17 protein-coding genes are annotated in these 19,166 nt (G+C 51.5%); 1 reads left to right on the top strand and 16 read right to left on the bottom strand.

The features are described from left to right. Positions 1–74: 74 nt before the first annotated feature. Positions 75–911: an ABC transporter substrate-binding protein gene (locus RFN81_RS18535; protein WP_264497209.1), complete on the bottom strand. Its 837-nt coding sequence runs from the start codon at positions 909–911 to the stop codon at positions 75–77. Between the two features lie 274 nt (positions 912–1,185). On the opposite strand from RFN81_RS18535, the gene RFN81_RS18530 reads away from it, so the two are divergent. After that, positions 1,186–1,695, top strand: a complete 510-nt coding sequence (locus tag RFN81_RS18530; protein WP_264499041.1) for an Lrp/AsnC family transcriptional regulator — start codon at positions 1,186–1,188, stop codon at positions 1,693–1,695. A 348-nt stretch (positions 1,696–2,043) separates the two neighbouring features. Here the strand turns inward: RFN81_RS18530 and RFN81_RS18525 are convergent, their stop codons facing one another. From RFN81_RS18525 to RFN81_RS18455, 15 genes are all read right to left on the bottom strand, one after another. Then, the gene (locus RFN81_RS18525; protein ID WP_264497208.1) at positions 2,044–3,060 is read right to left on the bottom strand and encodes a 1-aminocyclopropane-1-carboxylate deaminase; all 1,017 of its coding nucleotides are present in this window, start codon (positions 3,058–3,060) and stop codon (positions 2,044–2,046) included. Positions 3,061–3,287: 227 nt separating this feature from the next. Continuing rightward, positions 3,288–4,211 carry a LysR family transcriptional regulator gene (locus tag RFN81_RS18520; protein WP_264497207.1) on the bottom strand — a complete coding sequence of 308 codons (924 nt, stop codon included), beginning with the start codon at positions 4,209–4,211 and terminating at the stop codon, positions 3,288–3,290. 45 nt (positions 4,212–4,256) lie between these two features. Then, positions 4,257–5,693 (bottom strand): M20 family metallopeptidase, encoded by a 1,437-nt coding sequence (locus RFN81_RS18515; RefSeq protein ID WP_264497206.1) that lies wholly within the window; start codon positions 5,691–5,693, stop codon positions 4,257–4,259. Positions 5,694–5,718: 25 nt separating this feature from the next. Beyond that, complete coding sequence (locus RFN81_RS18510; protein ID WP_264497205.1) at positions 5,719–6,591, bottom strand: ATP-binding cassette domain-containing protein; 873 nt, start codon at positions 6,589–6,591, stop codon at positions 5,719–5,721. Continuing rightward, entirely contained in the window at positions 6,588–7,577 is a 990-nt protein-coding gene (locus RFN81_RS18505; RefSeq protein ID WP_264497204.1) for an ABC transporter ATP-binding protein, read from the bottom strand. The genes RFN81_RS18510 and RFN81_RS18505 overlap by 4 nt, the downstream gene beginning before the upstream one ends. 10 nt (positions 7,578–7,587) lie before the next feature. After that, entirely contained in the window at positions 7,588–8,520 is a 933-nt protein-coding gene (locus RFN81_RS18500; RefSeq protein WP_264497203.1) for an ABC transporter permease, read from the bottom strand. A gap of 9 nt (positions 8,521–8,529) precedes the next feature. Next, positions 8,530–9,447, bottom strand: coding sequence for an ABC transporter permease (locus tag RFN81_RS18495; RefSeq protein ID WP_264497202.1), 918 nt, complete (start codon positions 9,445–9,447; stop codon positions 8,530–8,532). A 190-nt stretch (positions 9,448–9,637) separates the two neighbouring features. Continuing rightward, complete coding sequence (locus RFN81_RS18490) at positions 9,638–11,179, bottom strand: ABC transporter substrate-binding protein (RefSeq protein WP_264497201.1); 1,542 nt, start codon at positions 11,177–11,179, stop codon at positions 9,638–9,640. A gap of 338 nt (positions 11,180–11,517) precedes the next feature. Beyond that, a complete protein-coding gene (gene phoU / locus RFN81_RS18485) occupies positions 11,518–12,246 on the bottom strand; it encodes a phosphate signaling complex protein PhoU (RefSeq protein WP_264497200.1) in 729 nt (242 codons plus the stop codon). A 12-nt stretch (positions 12,247–12,258) separates the two neighbouring features. After that, the gene (pstB, locus tag RFN81_RS18480; RefSeq protein WP_264497199.1) at positions 12,259–13,032 is read right to left on the bottom strand and encodes a phosphate ABC transporter ATP-binding protein PstB; all 774 of its coding nucleotides are present in this window, start codon (positions 13,030–13,032) and stop codon (positions 12,259–12,261) included. A gap of 101 nt (positions 13,033–13,133) precedes the next feature. Beyond that, on the bottom strand, positions 13,134–14,021 hold the full coding sequence (pstA, locus tag RFN81_RS18475; protein ID WP_264497198.1) for a phosphate ABC transporter permease PstA: 888 nt from the start codon (positions 14,019–14,021) through the stop codon (positions 13,134–13,136). After that, positions 14,021–14,980 (bottom strand): phosphate ABC transporter permease PstC, encoded by a 960-nt coding sequence (gene pstC, locus RFN81_RS18470; RefSeq protein WP_264497197.1) that lies wholly within the window; start codon positions 14,978–14,980, stop codon positions 14,021–14,023. The genes pstA and pstC overlap by 1 nt, the downstream gene beginning before the upstream one ends. A 159-nt stretch (positions 14,981–15,139) precedes the next feature. Then, on the bottom strand, positions 15,140–16,180 hold the full coding sequence (pstS, locus tag RFN81_RS18465; RefSeq protein ID WP_264497196.1) for a phosphate ABC transporter substrate-binding protein PstS: 1,041 nt from the start codon (positions 16,178–16,180) through the stop codon (positions 15,140–15,142). A 282-nt stretch (positions 16,181–16,462) separates the two neighbouring features. Then, positions 16,463–18,538 carry a TonB-dependent copper receptor gene (locus tag RFN81_RS18460; protein ID WP_264499040.1) on the bottom strand — a complete coding sequence of 692 codons (2,076 nt, stop codon included), beginning with the start codon at positions 18,536–18,538 and terminating at the stop codon, positions 16,463–16,465. Between the two features lie 79 nt (positions 18,539–18,617). Next, positions 18,618–19,067 carry a DUF2946 domain-containing protein gene (locus tag RFN81_RS18455; protein WP_264497195.1) on the bottom strand — a complete coding sequence of 150 codons (450 nt, stop codon included), beginning with the start codon at positions 19,065–19,067 and terminating at the stop codon, positions 18,618–18,620. Positions 19,068–19,166 lie beyond the last annotated feature (99 nt).

The following is a 19,166-nucleotide window of genomic DNA, read 5'->3' as shown; positions in this document are numbered from 1 at the left end:
AGATATATACCCTAAATAAAAATGCCCCCTGTCAGGCAGAGGGCTTAGGTTCATAGCACTACACGCTTCCGCCATCAGGATTTAGGTTGCTGATCCAGCGGGGCAAAGGTGAAGTCGCCGCGCGGCTGAAATGATTTCGTATTCGGCCCGAACCAGCGATCGTAGATCGTTTTCGCTTCACCCTGCTTTTCCAAATTAATCAGCGTGTCGTTAATTTTTGCGGTGAGGCGCGTTTCGCCTTTGGGAATCCCGATCCCCTGATATTCTTTGGTAATGCTGAACGGGGAAATTTCAAACTCTGCCTTCTGGGCGTCAGGTACGTTCGCTAACAGGCCAACCAGCTTGGCATCATCCTGCGTGATCGCCTGAACGTTGCCGTTGCGCAACGCGGCGAAAGCCAACGGCGTATCGTCGTAGGAAATCACTTTGGCCGTCGGGTAGTGCTCACGCAGGGTGATTTCCTGTACGGTGCCTTTATCCGCACCGATACGCAGCGTTTTTATATCGTCCGGGGTTTTCAGCACGCCTTTACGGGCGATGAATTTTTGCCCGGTAGCAAAATAAGGGATACTAAAATCAACCTGCTTGGCGCGTTCATCAGTAATGGTGAAGTTAGCGGCTATCAGATCCACCTTCTTCGAGCTTAGCAACGGAATACGGTTAGCCGGGTTCGTCGCCCGCAGTTCGACCTTCACCCCCAGCGCCTTACCAATTGCCTCGGCGATATCCACGTCATAACCCACCAGTTTTTTGCTCTGCTGATCGACATAACCGAAGGGGGGATTACTGTCGAAGACGGCGATTTTCACAACGCCCGCTTTCTGAATCTCATCCAGTTTATCTGCCTGTGCAGCGCCAGAAACGGCAGTCAACCCGGCTAACAACGTCACTGTCAAAATCTGCTTTCTCATACCCTGCCTCTTAGTGATTTCTGTATTATCAGCAGGCTATCAGTAGGCTGAAAACGCGGGAAATAACATAAATAGCTATAATATAACCTTATGTTACATTGCATTTTTGGCAGATTATCCTGATAGATGACGAACTGGCGCGACGTAATCTATTACGCACAGGTAGAGGCTTTTCTTATTTTTATTAATCTCCTGCTCAAAAACCCGTAGATTAATTATCTGAATTGACGCGATGGCAAAATTCGACGTCGCAGATGCCAGCGGGAATCCCAAAATGAAAGAGAAAACCTCAAACTCCCAGCTTTTATCGGACGAGAAAAAGCCTTACGAACTGGATCGCTTTGATACCGCGATCTTACGTATTTTGCAGGCCGACTCGTCGATCTCAAATGTCGCACTGGCAGAAAAGGTCAGCCTTAGCCCGCCAGCCTGTCTGAGACGCGTTGAGCGACTCCGGCAAAGCGGCTTGATAAAAGGATTTGTGGCATTACTAAACCCGCAAGCGCTTAACGCCGGGCTGGTGGTATTAATCGGGGTGGTGTTGGATCGATCGACACCCAGTTCCTTTGAAGATTTCGAGGCCGCCGTTCAGAAGATCAGCGGCTGCATGGAGTGTCACGTGGTGACGGGGGAGTTCGATTATATGTTGACCATCAGAACGAAAGACAATCAGAGCTTCAATCGTCTACACGCGGAACAATTGCTGTTTCTACCCGGCGTGCGCCAGATTCGTTCCTTCATCGGGCTGAGGGAAGTGCTTTCCACCACACAACTGACGTTTTGATCCTGATACAAAGGAACTTATTAATGTCGGTTTTTATCACCATGATATAGATAAGTTCAATGAAGTTTCGTGCGCGAAAAGCAAGGTATTTTTATGCAACGAAGTAGCACGCGCCCGACAAGGAGCGCTCAATCGCCGCAGCTCCTTGACCTGAGGCTATTGGCGGAACGGGGCCGCTACGCGGTGCCCTCGCCGGGATCGGCCTTCTGACGGACCGCCAGTGACGCGTTCCCGACGCGGCACTGGCTTTCGCCGCATCCATGCGGCTCATCCTGAAGGCCACTCCCGACTCAGCCCCTTTTACGCCGGAAGGAAACAATCTGTTGCCCGGCGTTTCCTGCTAATAGATCAGCCATTGCGGAAAATGTAGCTGTAGGCGCTCAGTGCCGGCGCGCCGCCCAAATGGGCATACAAGACTTTCGATCCTTTCGGAAACTCACCGTTACGGATCATATCAATCATGCCCTGCATGGATTTTCCTTCATACACCGGATCGGTCATTACCCCTTCCATACGCGCACACAAACGTATCGCTTCCAGCGTGCCCTCATTCGGCAGGCCGTACTCTGGGCCGCCATAGCGAGTATCCAGCACCACATCCTCTTCGGTAATTTCACGGCCCAGCTCGACCAGATTGGCCGTATTCTGTGCAATACGCAGAATCTGTGCTTTCGTTTTTTCCGGTTTGGCCGAGGCATCAATGCCAATAACATTGCGTGAACGACCATCCGCGGCGAAACCCACCACCATCCCCGCCTGCGTACTACCAGTAACGGAACACACCACGATATAGTCAAACTTAAAACCCAGATCTTTTTCCTGCTGGCGCACTTCTTCGGCGAAACCAACAAAACCTAAACCGCCATATGGGTGCTCGGAACAGCCAGCAGGGATCGGGAAAGGCTTGCCGCCATTTCGCGAGGCTTCTTCCATCGCATTCTTCCAGCTTTCACGAATGCCAATATCAAAACCGGCAGCATCCAGACGGACATCGGCCCCCATAATACGAGATAATTCAATATTACCGACGCGATCGTAAACCGCATCGGCATAATTAACCCAATTCTCCTGCACCAGGATACATTTCATTCCCAAATGCGCAGCCACTGCGGCAACCTGACGCGTTTGATTAGATTGAATGCCGCCGATAGAAACTAACGTATCACACCCCTGTTCCAGCGCTTCGGGGATCAGATATTCCAGCTTGCGCGTTTTATTCCCGCCGAACGCCAGGCCGCTATTACAATCTTCACGCTTGGCATAAATTTCTACGTCTCCACCTAAATATTCACTGAGCCTTTTCATTGGCGTAATAGGAGAGGGGCCAAAAGTTAATGGATAACGAGGGAATTTTTCCAGATTCATAATTGTGCTCCGGTGAATAAAAAGGGGTCATTGGTTGCAGGGCATGCATATTTATCAAGGAAATACCGTCACGCCATGGGAACAATATTACCTGTATTAAAACGAATTTAAATTGCTAAATAATTATGTTTTTATCTTTTAAATTTCATTAAGCATGAATTTAAAATAAAATTATTTCGATATAAACCAAGAAATAGCAATAAAATTAAGCATAAAAAATCGTGCGCCTAAAGGTAAAAGTCCTGACGAAATAGGGCATCCTGCCGCACCAGCTCATCTTCTAAGAAATCAAAAAAATTTCTCAGCACGGTCGTCACTGGTTTGTTGACTTCAGTTTGAACCTGCAACGTTCGCTGTCCCAATTGCTCCAGACCGACGGACTTCACCTGAAGGCCATCGCGCCGGGCGCTATATAACACGGAAAAGTGGCTACATATGGCAATCGCACTCGGCGTGTTGAGCAAAAAGGTATACAGGGTGGAGAAGTGGTTAGAGGTAAAAACGGGGTCGATAAACACACCACTCATACGACAGGAGAGGTCAAATAGCTGGCGGACCGTCGCCGCCTGATCGGGCAAGACAACAGGATAAGCATTCAGATCGGCCAAATAAAAATCTTGATGCGCCAGCGGATGATCGTCCTTCATCACCACCATAAACGGGGCCGAAAACGTTGAGATCACCTTGATACCGTGCTCCGGCGACAGGCAGAACTTTAGCGCGACATCACATTCACCGTGGCGAATCAGTTCGGGGATCTGTCTGGCGCTACCAACCGTTAGCACAAAATTGACTGCCGGGTGCTGCTGCCGGTAGTTCGCCAGCAGCGTTGGCAACAGATTAAAGGCGATCCCATCGGTACACACGATACGAATCGTGGTTTGGCGGGAAGATTTCAGCCCTTCAATTTCGGCAATCGCCAGCTCCATATCCGCGATGCTGCGCCGGACATGATTTTCCAGAATATGCCCGGCATCGTTCAACACCATTCCACGCGCATGTCGCTCAAATAAAGGAGCGCCGATGCGGGTTTCCAGACGCTGTATCTGGCGACTGATGGCTGATACGGCCACAAACAACTGCTGGCTGGCCGCACTCAGTGATCCGGTACTCGCCACAGCCATGAAATAACGAATTTCGTTGTTATGCATGCGATCCCCCGCCTAAGTGTTAACCGACAGACACGGTATCCGTTTTTACAGTGCCGCTACCGACGGCGGTTTTTCCATCCGCAAACGTGCATTGGCGATATCCGCCCCTTGTTCAGCCAGATCCCAGAACAGTCCGGTCATGATTTTCAGTGCTTCCAGCGTCATATCCAGCAAAATATGCTCATTCGGCGCATGCTGAGAGCAAGCCGGATACGAATGAGGCACCCACAGCGTCGGTAAACCCAGGGTTTCCGAAAAGCAGGCATTAGGTAAGCCACCGCCAAAGTTCGGTAATACGGCCGCTTTTGCGCCAACCGAATGTTTGATGGATGCCACGCCCCATTCTACCCACGGATCGTTGGGGTTTAATCGGGTAGCCTGATAGTGGCTGGCGCCATTCCTTATCTCAACATCGTCAAAACCGTTGGCATCAAGATGCTGGCGAATATAGCGGGTAAAATTTTCGACGTCGCAGCCCACCACATAACGCATATGACAATGCGCTTTTGCCCACGGTGGAATCGCGTGAGCGGGCTTATCCGGGTTCCCCGTGACGAACGCCAATACATCCAGCGTGTTCCAGCCATAGACCTTTTCGGCGGCCGTCAAACCCGGTTCCCCCCATTTAGGATCGATGACGGGATCCGTCTCACCGCCGCCCAATTCAATGTCGGACAACAGGCGACGCAGATTATCTGAGAGCGCCGGCGGACGAAGCTCTGGAATTAAAATTTTCCCGTGTTCGTCAACCATACTGGCAATGGCATGCGCCAGTCTGATCCCCGGATTACTCAACAATCCTCCCCAGTTACCCGAGTGGTGAGCGCCCTCACGTAAATTTAGCTGAAGCTCAAAGTTAAATACCCCGCGAGAACCGAGAAACAGCGTCGGCCGGGAGGCTGAAACGCGAGGACCATCCGAAGCGATGAACAAATCGGCCGCCAGCCAGTCACGATACTGTTCACACACCGCATTCAACCCCGGCGAACCGTCCTCTTCCCCCATTTCCAGGATGATTTTCACGTTGTAGCCTAATCGCCCACCCCGCGCTTTCAACACCTGCTCCAGCGCCGCCAGATTAATGGTGTGTTGGCCTTTATTGTCCGCCGTTCCACGGCCATACCAGCGATTGTCGCTCCTGACCATATCCCAGGGCGATAATCCTTCACGCCATTGTTCATCGTATCCGCGCACTACGTCGCCATGACCGTAGGTCAACAATGTCAATGCCGCCTGAGGCTCAATACGGCGGGCCAACAAAAAAGGACACCTTTCATTCACCGGGTTTTCAACCAACAGGCATTCAAATGATAACGCCTGCAATGCCGGGATCATTTCCTCCGTTAGATAAGCTGCGAGCAGCGGCCCACTGTCTTTGTTCTGGCTTTCCGTACGAAACGCCACGCGGCGCGCCAGCGTCTGCGCGAATTCTCCTGAAGCAAAATAATCAACGGTTGCCTGAATCGTCTCTTCACGCGTCATGGTCCATCTATCCTCTTTCCAAGGGTTAATGCCGTTCAATATCTGGAATACCCAATTCCGGATCGGGCGTCAGTACCGACGCCAGTAGCGATCGGGTATACGAATGCTGCGGCGAGTGAAAAACCTGTTCACGCGTTCCCTGTTCGACAATCGTCCCCTGCTGCATAACCGCCACATGATCGACCAAATGTTCTACCACCGATAAGTTATGGCTGATGAGTAGATAGGTGAGGCCGAATTCCTGTTTGAGTTCAAGCAGCAAATTGAGGATTTGCGCCTGTACGGAAACATCCAGTGCCGATGTGGGTTCATCGCAAATCAGAATGTCAGGCCGCAGAATCAGCGCCCGCGCAATCGCTACCCGCTGACGCTGCCCCCCTGAAAGCTGGCCGGGGTACTGGTTGTGCGTTCGGGCGGGCATCCCCACCACATCCAGCATCTCCTTAACCCGCGCCTTTCTCTCATCCGGGGTGCCGATGCCATGAAGGTTCAGGGCGACTTCCACAATGTTGGCGACGGTTCGCCGCGGATTCAGGGAGGAATAGGGATCCTGAAAAATAGGCTGAATGCGGGAAGCCATTTCTTTGCGCTGGCTGATGTCAATCTCGCGCCCTTCGATCAACACATTACCGGACGTGGGTTCAAGCAATCCCAACAGCATTTTTGCCAGCGTACTTTTTCCACACCCCGATTCGCCCACTAACCCAAGCGTTTCACCGCGACGCACGCGCAAAGAAACGTTATCGACCGCGCGAATTTCGCCCGCACGGGAAAATAGGCCGCGGTTCAAGCGAAACACCCGGGTCAGCGCACATAGCTCCAGCGCGATATCATCGTTGCCAGGAATATGCGTCGGCAGTGCCGTAGGGCCAGGTTCCTGATGCGTTTGACGGTTCATGCGACTTCCTCCGGCTTCAACGCCCGAATGCAGCGCACCTCATGGTCGGGGGTCACATGCACATAAGGCGCATCCTGGCGACAAACGTCACGACAGTAGGTACAGCGATTGCTGAACGCACAGCCTTGTTGTTCGCCGATCAGGCTGGGCACGACGCCCGAGATCGCTTTCAACGGTTGGCCGGGCACGGTTTTCCCCTGTACGGGGATGCAGTCGAGTAATGCGCGGGTATAGGGATGTTGCGGCTGGGTAAACAAGGCTCTTACCGGCGCGGTTTCTACAATCTGTCCGGCATACATTACCGCCACCCGATCGGCGATACGCGCCACGACGCCCAGATCGTGTGTGATAAAAATCACCGCCGTACCCAGTTCCTGCTGAAGCTCGCGCAACATCCGTAAAATCTGCGCCTGAATCGTTACGTCCAGCGCGGTAGTGGGCTCATCGGCGATAATCAACGCCGGCTCGCACATCAGCGCCATGGCAATCATGATGCGCTGACGCAGGCCGCCAGAAAGTTGATGGGGATACTGATTCAATCGTGCGGAAGCCATTGGAATCCCCACCCGCTCCATCAGATACACCGCCCTGTCTCTGGCTTCGGCCTGTGATACCTTGCGGTGCGCCAGCAGCGTTTCACAAAGCTGGTTTCCCAAAGTGAAAGATGGATTGAGCGAGGTCATTGGCTCCTGGAAAATCATCGATATTTGATCGCCGCGCAACGCGGTAATCTGCCGCTTTTGCAGCGTCAGTAAATCCATTCCCTTGAAACGCATTCTGTCCGCCGAACGCACCGCCTTACGCGGCAGTAAATCCATCAACGCCAGCGAAGTCATGGATTTACCACAGCCCGATTCGCCTACCAGACACAGCATCTCCCCCCGCTTGACCGAAAAATCAATCCCCCGCACCGCGTGCAACGTCCCTTGGGAGGTGGGCAGAGCGACCCGCAGGTTTTTTATATCCAGCAATATGTCATTCGTCATGGCCATTTCCTCAGTTACGCCCGTCCAGCGCGGTGATATCACGTAGGCCATCGCCTACCAGATTGATCCCCAACACGACGATCGCCAACACAATGCCCGGAATCAGAATCACCCAGGGTTGAAAAAACATATAAGCCTTACCTTCGGCGATCATCAGCCCCCAGGACGGCATCGGCGGTTGAACGCCCAAGCCAAGAAAGGAGAGCGTGGCTTCCAGCAAAATGGCGTGGGCAATTTCCAGCGTCGCGACTACCGTCAATGGCCCGATCAGGTTGGGAAGGATTTCTCGCAGCATGATAAATAGCGACGATGCGCCCAGCGTTCTGGCCGCTGCGATAAATTCAGCCTCACGCAGTTGACGAGTCACCGATCGCGAAACAATCAGAAAACGGTCCCACAAGAGTAAACCGAGCAATAGGATAACCACCTTTACCGAGCCGCCCACCAACGCAGCGGTCGCCAGCGCCACCAGAATTACCGGCATGGAGAGACGAACGGTCAGAATGTAGCTGACGACAGCATCGACGCGCCCGCCGAAGTAGCCCGCCAGTACCCCCAAGGTGACACCGATAAACCCGGAGACCACCACGGCGACCAGCCCGATAATCAGGGAGACGCGCGCGCCGTACAGCAAGCGGCTTAGGTAATCACGCCCCAGCTTGTCGGTGCCCAATAGGTGATCCCAGCTTCCTTTCTCGTGCCAGACCGGCGGTATCAAACGCTGGCTGACGTCCTGCGCATAGGGATCGTGCGGGCTGATAAACGGAGCGAAGATCGCCGCCACCATAATGACAGCGAGAATAATCAGCCCCAGCGTCATGCTGTGATGACCCAGAATGGCCGTCAGTCCACGCCGCAGACACGTCGGTTTCGGTGTCAGCCCTGATTCAAGCACCGGCGCTTTCGCCGCTAACGTTGAAGAAAGTGATGATGAAGTTTTCATGGCTGCTCCTCATTGGGTACGTAAGCGCGGATCTAACGCCGCATTAAGCACATCCGCCAAAAATGTCAGCCCGATATAAAACACGGAAATAATCAATACGATGGCCTGCACCACCGGAAAATCATTTCGGGAGATGGAGTCCCACGCCAGTTGCCCTAATCCCTGTAGCGCGAAGATAGATTCAATGACCACCGACCCGCCCAACATAAAGCCCAGTTCAACCGTCGCCAGCGCTACCACAGGAATAATGGCGTTACGCAAACCGTGCTTAACAATCACGTTAAAGGCGCTCAACCCTTTCGCCCGCGCGGTGCGGATATAATCCGAACCCAGCACATCCAGCATCCCGGAGCGGGTCAGCCGCATCAGTGACGGCATCGCGTAATAGCCCAACGCCACCGCTGGCAATACAAAGTTATGCCAGCTCGTATTCCCTGCCACTGGCACCCACTTGAGCCCAACGGCAAAGATAAGAATCAGGATCAGGGCAAACCAGAAATTCGGCATGGCCTGGCCAATAACCGAGATAAAAATGGCGCATCGGTCAATCCAGGTATCACGAAATACCGCCGCCAATACGCCAAGCGGAATCGCCACTACCAGCGCCAGCAGCAGAGAAACTACGCCCAGCTTGAGCGTCACCGGCATTCTCTGACCAATTAGCTCCATAACCGTATTTTCAAAATAGAAAGAGCGCCCGAAATCGAGATGTAGCGCCGCCCACATCCAGTGCATGAACTGCGTGGTTAATGGCTGGTCCAGCCCGTGTTGAACCCGAATACTTTCAATGACATCGGCTGAGGCGTCCGGCCCGGCAATGGCGGCGGCCAAATCGCCGGAAAGGTTCAAGAGGGAGAAACTGATGACGGCAACGGTAAACAACACCGCCAGCGCCACCAGAAGCCGCTGTAATATATAGACAATCATGACCAGTTCCTCGTTATCATCAGATGCCAGAGGGAACCGGGAACCAATGCGCTGATTGATTCCCCGGCAACATTTTATACCCGTCATCTTTCAAGCCGCAGATGCGTTGGCTGCCCTTACTCACCCCAATCACTTACTGGTGTAAGCTCTTGGGGATTCCCTCGGTTGCCGCCTTCCTGCAACTTGAAATCTATTGGGTATCCTTCCAGCTAGCCATGGCAAAACGCGGCAGCTCATCCGGCCAGCTATCGAAGTTCAGATCGGAGGTAAACGCATAGTTTGTTGAGTAGGAGAACAGCGGCGCCAGATAGGCCTGAGAGGAAATACGGCCCAATAAATCGGCATATTGCGCGCTGCGAACGTTTGGATCGATGCTTTGGTCGGCTTTTTCCAACATGCTGGTGACGTCGGCATCTTTCCATATGTCGTCGCCTTTGCCACCAAAGTAGGGCGTAACGAACGCAGAAGCGTCATTGATGGAATACGATCCCCAGGTGCGGATCCCTATCGGCGCTTTACCTGAGATCAAATCGGCGGACATCACCTGGTACTGTACATAGTGCAGGCGGGCGCGAATGCCGACTTTGCGCAGGTCGCCAATAATCGCTTCCGCGTAATCACGCTCACGGTAAGCCCAGATATCGGTATCGAACCCATCGGGATAGCCCGCCTCGGCGAGCAATTGTTTCGCTTTTTCCGGGTTGTAATCGTACTGGATAACCTTGCTGGTATTACACGCTGTCTGAGCATGGAAACAGGCGGAATAAACTGGCTGGCTCCCTCCTTGCACCAGGTTATCGACAATCCCTTTACGGTTAATGGCGTAGTTTATCGCCTGACGAACACGCAAATCTTTTAATGGCGCCCCTCCCGCTCCGCTGGCGTTAATATTCAGCGCCAGGAAACCGACCCGCATGGTTTCGCCACTTTTTACCGTGATGTTCGGCATCGCCTCCAGTGACGGCATTTGGTCCGCTGACACGCGCCAGATCCAGTCGACCTGCCCAGTCATCAACTGCGCCAGCCGCGTTTCCGGATCGCGGATAACCACAAATTTCAGCTTGCCGATTTTGGGTTGCCCGATCGGACTTTCTTTGAAGTAATCGGGATTCTTTTCCATTGTGACCCCCTGACCCGGCGTCACGCTGGTTATTTTGTAAGGTCCGGTGCCTATCGGCGCCTTGCTGAAACCGGCTAATTTAACCTGCTGAAAATATTTAGCCGGAAGAATCGGCGTCGGACCGGATAAATACTCCAACGCCGCGGGGAAAGGCTTGGCCAGATGCAACTTTACGGTATAGTCATCTACCTTTTCCGTTTCTTTAATCCAGTTAACACTCTGCGGCATTACCGATCCGGTATTATTCCCGGCAATATTATTAAACGTATAAATTACATCGTCTGCGGTAAAATCATCGCCGTTGTGAAATTTAATGCCTTTACGTAGGTGCAGAACCAATATTTTCGGTGAATCCCACGCCCAACTTGCGGCTAATTGGGGTTTATATTCTCCCGTTTTGGGATCGCGATAAATAAGGCGATCCCAAACCAAATTCGAAATAATGACGCCCTCACGGAGCGTGTTGTGATAGGGGCTAACATTTTCTACCTCGTTATCCGAGGCATAAACTAACGTGTCGTTCTGTTTTCCCGCATAACTCTGTGAGGCGAAACTCATTAGTAATACGGATAAGGTATATTTATTTATCAGTCTTGCTAGGGAATGCATCATGCTATTCTCCATACCATCAGTGAAAAGACACCAGGTATTTATTGCAAGACTGAAGCCAATCGTCGGTTTATATCTTTACTGATTTTAGGGGATGCCTTTCTAAAAAGGAGAAACCGTAGTCGTGGCGTGCTTTATTTTTGAATACTGGGCATCAATAAATAACACGATCGGGGTCTACGATAAGTATTTCTTTGCGATTCTCGGTACGTCAATAGTGCATACCAGGCTAACACTGCACTATGAAAAAGCAGACACGGATCACCGTGCTAGAAAATTTTAGATTAATAACACTCACGCCCTGCTTGCAGGGCGTGAGTGTTATATTGAACGCAGATTGACTATTCCGCTTTCTTATCTTTCTGCACCAGCAGTTTTTCCAACGCATCACCACGAAGATGACGGAAATCATGTCCCTTGACGAAGTAGAAGATAAATTCACAAATATTCTGACAGCGGTCGCCGATACGCTCAATAGAGCGAGCACAGAACAACGCGGTCAATACGCTGGGGATAGTGCGAGAGTCTTCCATCATGTGCGTCATCAATTGGCGCACAATGCCTTCGTACTCTTTATCCACTTTCTTATCTTCGCGATAAATACGAATCGCTTCATCCAGATCCATACGAGCAAAAGCATCTAGTACATCATGCAGCATTTGCACGGTGTGACGCCCCAAGGATTCCAGGCTCACTAACAGCGGCTGATGCTGATGGGAGAACTTCTCCAATGCGGTGCGACAGATTTTATCCGCCACATCGCCGATACGTTCTAATTCAGAAATGGTTTTGATGATCGCCATCACCAGACGCAAGTCGCTGGCGGTAGGCTGGCGTTTCGCAATAATGCGCACGCAGGCTTCATCGATGGCCACTTCCATCATGTTAACGTCATCGTCACCTTCAATGACCTGCTGAGCCAGCTCCGCATCCTGATTGTGCATCGCGGTAATTGCGTTACTCAGTTGTTGCTCCACCAGCCCGCCCATCGTCAGAACCTGGGTACGGATATGTTCCAATTCGGCATTAAACTGACCGGAGATGTGTTTGTTCAGATTCAGATTATCCATGATGCTTCCTAATCAACCGTAACGACCGGTGATGTAATCTTCAGTCTGTTTCTGCCGCGGAGCAGTAAACAGGGTATCAGTATCGCTGAACTCAATCAGCTCACCCAAATACATAAACGCCGTATGATCGGAACAACGCGCCGCCTGCTGCATGTTGTGCGTAACAATAACCACGGTGTAATCTTTTTTCAGCTCGGAAATCAGCTCTTCAATGCGGCTAGTAGAAATCGGGTCAAGAGCAGAGCAGGGTTCATCCAGCAGCAACACATCCGGGCGAATCGCAATGCCGCGCGCAATGCATAAACGTTGCTGTTGACCGCCAGACAGGCTATAGCCGCTCTGGTGCAGTTTGTCTTTGGTCTCTTGCCACAGTGCCGCTTTAGTCAGCGCCCACTGAACACGTTCATCCATGTCGGCACGAGACAATTTCTCAAACAGACGGACGCCAAACGCGATGTTATCGTAAATGGACATCGGAAACGGCGTCGGCTTCTGAAAAACCATTCCCACCTTCGCCCGCAGCAGAGAAATATCTTGCTTATCCGTTAGAATGTTATTGCCATCCAACAGAATATCGCCTTCCGCGCGCTGTTCAGGATAAAGCTGATACATTTTATTCAGGGTGCGCAGCAGCGTGGATTTACCACAGCCAGACGGGCCGATAAACGCAGTAACCTGATTCGCAGCAATATCCAGCGTGATGTTTTTCAGCGCATGGTATTTTCCGTAATAAAAATTCAGATCGCGAACCTGAATTTTGTAGGATGTCTCAGTAGCCATACTCATCAAGACTTCTCTCTTTTACCTGGCGCTGTCGGGCAACGCCTTGAATTTGTTTAACGTTTCCCAGAAAAGAACGATTTTTAGCAAACTGCTTTTTCAGCAACCTAATGTTTCTTCGCCGAGAAAATAACACGCGCTAAGATATTGAGTAACAGAACGCACAGCGTAATCAGCAATACCCCCGCCCAGGCCAACTGTTGCCACTCGACAAACGGACTCATGGCGAACTTAAAGATAGTGACTGGCAGGTTAGCAATAGGATGCATCAGATCCGTACTCCAGAACTGATTCGACAACGATGTAAACAGCAATGGCGCGGTTTCCCCGGCGATACGCGCGATGGCCAACAATATTCCGGTGATAATGCCGGATACGGAAGCTTTCAGCGTAATCGCAGAAATCATTTTCCATTTCGGTGTCCCCAGCGCGTAAGCCGCTTCTCGCAAACTATCCGGCACCAGTTTGAGCATATTTTCCGTGGTACGAATCACTATCGGCACCTGCAATAGCGCTAACGCAATCACGCCCGCCCAGCCGGAGAAATGCTGCATCTTTGTCACCACAAGGGTATAGACAAACAGGCCCACCACAATGGAAGGTGCTGACAACAAGATGTCGTTGATGAAACGGGTCACTTCGGCAATCCAGGATTTACGGCCATATTCCGCCAGATAGATACCGGCCATAACGCCCAACGGCGTCCCCAGCAGCGTCGCCCATAAAATTAACAACCCGCTCCCGACGATGGCATTCGCCAGACCACCACCCGCCGTATTTGGCGGCGGCGTCATCTCGGTAAACAGCGCCAACGACATACCATCAAAGCCGCGGGTGATGGTAGAAACCAGAATCCAGATCAGCCAGAACAGACCGAAAGCCATCGTAGACATGGATAGACACAGTGCAATACGGTTTTTCTGTCGACGCCAGGCCTGCATTTTACGCCGCGAACGCGCCAGTGCGGTTTCTTGTTCTATACCTAAGGTCGCCATTAGCGCGCTCCCTCATTTTTTGCCAGTCGCATCACCATCAATTTTGAGCATGCCAGTACGATAAAAGTAATCACAAATAGGATCAGCCCCAGCTCCATCAACGCGGCCGTATGCAGCCCGGATTCGGCTTCGGCGAATTCGTTCGCCAACGCGGAGGTGATACTGTTGCCGGGCATATACAACGACGCACTATCGAGTTGGTAGGTATTACCAATGATAAAGGTCACAGCCATGGTTTCGCCCAGAGCGCGCCCCAGCCCCAACATGATTCCGCCGATAACGCCATTTTTGGTATAAGGCAACACGATGCGCCAGATCACTTCCCACGTAGTACAACCAATACCATAAGCGGACTCTTTCATCATGACTGGCGTCTGCTCAAACACATCGCGCATAACCGCGGCGATATAAGGGATAATCATGATAGCCAGAATGACGCCAGCCGCCAGAATACCGATCCCGAACGCCGGGCCGGAAAACAGCGAACCAACAATAGGAATGCCGGATAGGACGTTACCTACCGGCTGCTGGAAATACTTGGCAAATAGCGGCGCAAAAATAAACAGCCCCCACATGCCATAAACAATACTCGGAATGGCCGCCAGTAATTCAATCGCCACGCCAAGCGGGCGTTTCAACCATGCTGGCGCCAGTTCAGTCAGAAATAACGCAATCCCGAAGCTAATCGGGATGGCGATAATGAGTGCAATAAGCGAGGTCACGACAGTACCGTAAATCGGTACCAGCGCACCAAATTGTTCTGCGGGCGCATCCCATTCTTTCGTCCACAAGAAGGCAAAACCAAACTTTTCGATGCTCGGCCAGGATGCCACAATCAGGGAAACGATGATGCCTCCCAATAACAGCAACGTGACCAGCGCCGCCAGTTTTACCAGCGTGCCGAAAAGGATATCGCCATATTTCCCCGGGGCTTTGATAGTTGGCTTGTACTCAGCCATACGTCTCTCTTCTCGTTTTAACAACATTAAATAAGCTATTGAAGGCAGAGAAGTTACCATCACCTCTCCGCCCCGATACAACCTGTTGTTCTACTGCTTATTTTCCAGAATCTGACAACCTCATCATGATCTGGTTACCAACACGATGGATACGCTAAATTAGTACAGCGCTTTACCGCTGCTATCTTTTATCTGCGTTTTCCATGCTGCGCGGATTTGCTCAACAACTTCTTGTGGCAACGTAGCATAATCTAACGCTTCAGCTTGCTCACCACCCTTATTGAACGCCCAATCGAAGAATTTCAACACTTCAGCGCCCTGCTCAGGTTTATCCTGTTTAGTATGAACCAGAATAAACGTGGTTGACGTGATCGGCCAGGCATCCGCGCCTTTTTGATTGGTTAGATCCTGAGCAAATGACTTGCTCCAGTCGATCCCTTTAGCCGCATTACTGAAGTTAGGGCCTGTCGGGCTGACCGCTTTGCCATCAGCAGAAACCAGTTTGGTGTAAGCCAGGTTATTCTGTTTAGCATACGCGTATTCAACATAACCGATAGAACCAGGCAGACGTTGTACGAACGCGGCGATACCATCGTTGCCTTTACCACCCAGACCGGTCGGCCAGTTTACGGTAGAGCCGGCGCCAATCTTCTCTTTCCATTCAGGGTTTACTTTAGACAGGTAGCTGGTGAACACGAAAGAGGTTCCTGAACCATCAGCACGACGAACCACGGCGATATCCTGATCCGGCAGTTTGGCGTTCGGGTTCAGTTTAGTGATAGCCGGGTCATTCCATTTTTTGATTTTACCCAGGTAGATATCACCCAGCGTTTTACCATCCAGCGTTAAATCGCCAGTTTTAATACCCGGGATGTTGACTGCCAGCACCACGCCGCCGATCACGGTTGGGAACTGGAATAGACCGTCTTGCGCTAATTTGTCGTCAGACAACGGCGCATCGGAAGCACCAAAATCTACCGTTTTAGCAATAATTTGTTTTACACCGCCAGAAGATCCAATCCCTTGATAGTTAACTTTATTACCGGTTTCTTTTTGGTAGGAATCAGCCCATTTGGCATAAACAGGCGCTGGGAATGTCGCACCAGCGCCGGTGAGGTTAGCAGCAGCAAAAGCAGAAAATGCCGTTAGAGAAAGAGTTGCCGCAACAACACTGGCAAGAGTGGTACGCATCAGTTTCATAATCCCTCCTGTGGGATACTCGACGTGTCAACGTGGAGCCGTTATCAATCAGAGTTATCAAATCAGAGTGTAGTTTGCAGAAGGAAAAATAGGACAATTCAGTGACAGTAAAATGTAGATAATGTGACAGTTTTATGACAATGAAGATGTACAGGTAAAAAGTAAGCACCGCCGACCAGAATACCGGTTCAGATCGGTGCTGATAAAAAACAGTGAGTCAATCGATGGGGAGACAGATCATCAACCCCATCGACTTTCCCGGCTCAGAGAGCCGGGATCTCATCAGAATGTAACATTCAGCTTAGCCCAGAAGGTTCGTCCAGGCTCGTTAACCGACGTATTCGCCGAATAGCCGAAGCTGCTGTTACCCGCCAGATTTAAATGCTCGCTATAGGCCTTGTCAAATAAGTTGTCTACCCCGGCGCTTAGCTTAACGTGTTTATTGACCCGATAAGCCGCATTCGCAGAAAAGACCGCAAAACCGGCGCTGTGGTCGAAATCTTTCCCGACGACATTACCATTATTGTTATCGGTTCGATGCTGCGCGCTGACGATACGTAATAGCCCAGCGCTACTCCAATCCCCTTTTTCCCAGGTTAACCCCAGCCGCGCTTCCAGCGGCGGGATTTGTGGTAACGGTTGGTGGTCATCGGTATTTTTACCCCAGGAGTAGGCTACGCTGGCGTCTGTTTTCCACGCGTCGGTTAACTGATAGCTTACCCCAGCTTCCCCTCCCATGATTGTGGCGTCTATGTTATCGACCTGACTGTCACGCGGATTGGTGGGATCGTAGCGAAAGAGAATAAAATCGTTTACCCGCCCAACGTAAGCCGATACCCAACCATTGAGTTGGCTGCCTTTGTACTGCGCACCGATATCAATCTGGGTGGTTTTTTCCGTTTTAACACGGTCAAACGTATTGGTAGATCCATCCGGCCAATACTTTTTGGGCGAAAATAGCTCCCAATAGTCGGGAAATCGCTCGGTGTAGCCCACTCCGGCATAAAACATGACTGGAATATCAGCAAGATGATGCTCAAGACGGACAAACCCCGCCGGCAGCGTATCAGTGCGTTTAGAGGAACCTGTTTGGGTGAAATTATCGACAATCACCCGATCCAGACGCGCTCCGCTGATAACGCTGCTGTGCTCTGTAGCCATCCATGTCAGCTCGCTAAACACGCCATAATCATGGAAGCGGGCATCTTTCGTCCACCCTGCATTGCTTTTGTTGCGGTGGGTATTAAGTTGCGTATCCGCACCGCTGCGCAATTCCACGTCTGACCACTGCCAGGTTCCCATCATGCGGCCGCCCACCGTTCGGCGATCGAGCTCCATCGCCATTGGCCCGTTCATCATCATCTTGGCACCGGAATGCATCGAGGACCCCATTCCTGATCCCATCGATCCGCCGCCGTGCCCCGTTCCGCCAGGCGTAGTCATCCCCCCCGGTGAACGCAGTGAGTAATTATCCATAACGTGGTCAGCGTAGTTGTAATAAACATTGGCCTCAAATTTGTCAAAGACCTCACCGATATTGGACTTCTCAACGCGCATTCCCAGACTTTCTCGCTTGAACTGGGAGCCATCCATCCCCCGGCCGGCATAACGGGCTTCGCCATCCCCTTTTCCCGCCGTTAGCTCAATCAGTGTATCTTTGTCTGGCGTCCAACCGAGCGCCATATCGCCATTCCATTTATCCCATTTTGACGGTACACGTTTGCCAGCGCCGTCTTTATAGTCATCAGCACGTGATTTATTTCCCATCAACCGCAGATAGCCTTCTTCACTGCCTACGCTAATGTCTGCATTTTGATCCCACCGGCGGTTTGAGCCAGATAGCAGGCTGGCCGAACCTTGAATACCGGGTTGGTCAAATCGTGGCGGCTCACGGTCAAAGCGTAGCGTTCCGGCTGAATTTCCCGGCCCCCACAGTACGGTTTGCGGCCCCTTAATAAACGTCATAAGATCATAACTTTCCGGGGAAATATATGAACTGGGCGCATCCATGCGCGCCGGACAGGCACCCAGCATTTCTCCGTTGTTGGTCAAAATACGCAAGCGTGAGCCGAACATGCCGCGAAAGACCGGATCGCCATTGGTGCCGCCGTTACGAATCTGCGAAAAACCCGGAATCGTTTTCAGGTAATCGGAACCATCGCTCGCGGGGACAGGCTGGCGCGGCGTTTTGGGTGAAGTGACGATTTCCAGGGGCGAAGAAAGGGGCGCGGTTACGATCATAACAGGGCCTTCGTTCTGCTCATGGCTGTGCGGCTCATCGGCGAACGTTGTCCCCGAAAGAAGTGCTAACAAAACCATAGAAGCGATTGGTGTCAGTACAACATCATGTTTTTTCATCATATCCCTTACTGTTTTTCTGGCGTAAGCCCATCCGGCCCATCAAGAGATGAGCTAAAAGGCAACGCAATCGTGGTAATTAGTGGTTACACGGAAACAGAAAAGCAGCAGGGGGAGCACGCGCGCGCTGAGGCGACCAGGCGCGATAAATTGGCGTACAAACGATCGGCATTAACCGGATACGAATAATAAAACGCAGTAGCAGCCAGAGCAGTACCGCCAGTATCAATTGAACAAAAGGTAGGTGAACCAGCAATTGGCAGTAGCCGCAGGCGATCTCCTCCATTGGCGACATCGCGTGGCCGGGCATCATTTGGTGAACCTGAGAAAAGGTACCTTCACAAGGCATCGCCCCCATCATAGCGTGGTGCTTATCCGGCGTGTGCATTGACACAATGGCAGATGAAGGCTGGCAGGCGGCAGTTTGGCGGGTAATGGCTTTAGAGATTACGGGGGCAACAAACAACATGGCGATAGCTAACAACGCAAGCCATGACGCGATGAAATATGTCCGTGTACGCTCGTGCAAAATGCAGCCGGTTATCAGTGTCTTTTCGGTGTAAGTGAGTGTATCTCATTCGCATTGCGAATGTTACAAAAAACACGCAGAACCGGATTAAGAAGATAG

The organism is Pectobacterium cacticida (assembly GCF_036885195.1).
Taxonomy (GTDB): Bacteria; Pseudomonadota; Gammaproteobacteria; order Enterobacterales; family Enterobacteriaceae; genus Pectobacterium; species Pectobacterium cacticida.
The sequence above is the reverse complement of the archived record's forward strand: the minus strand, read 5'-3'. Positions and strand labels throughout refer to the sequence as shown.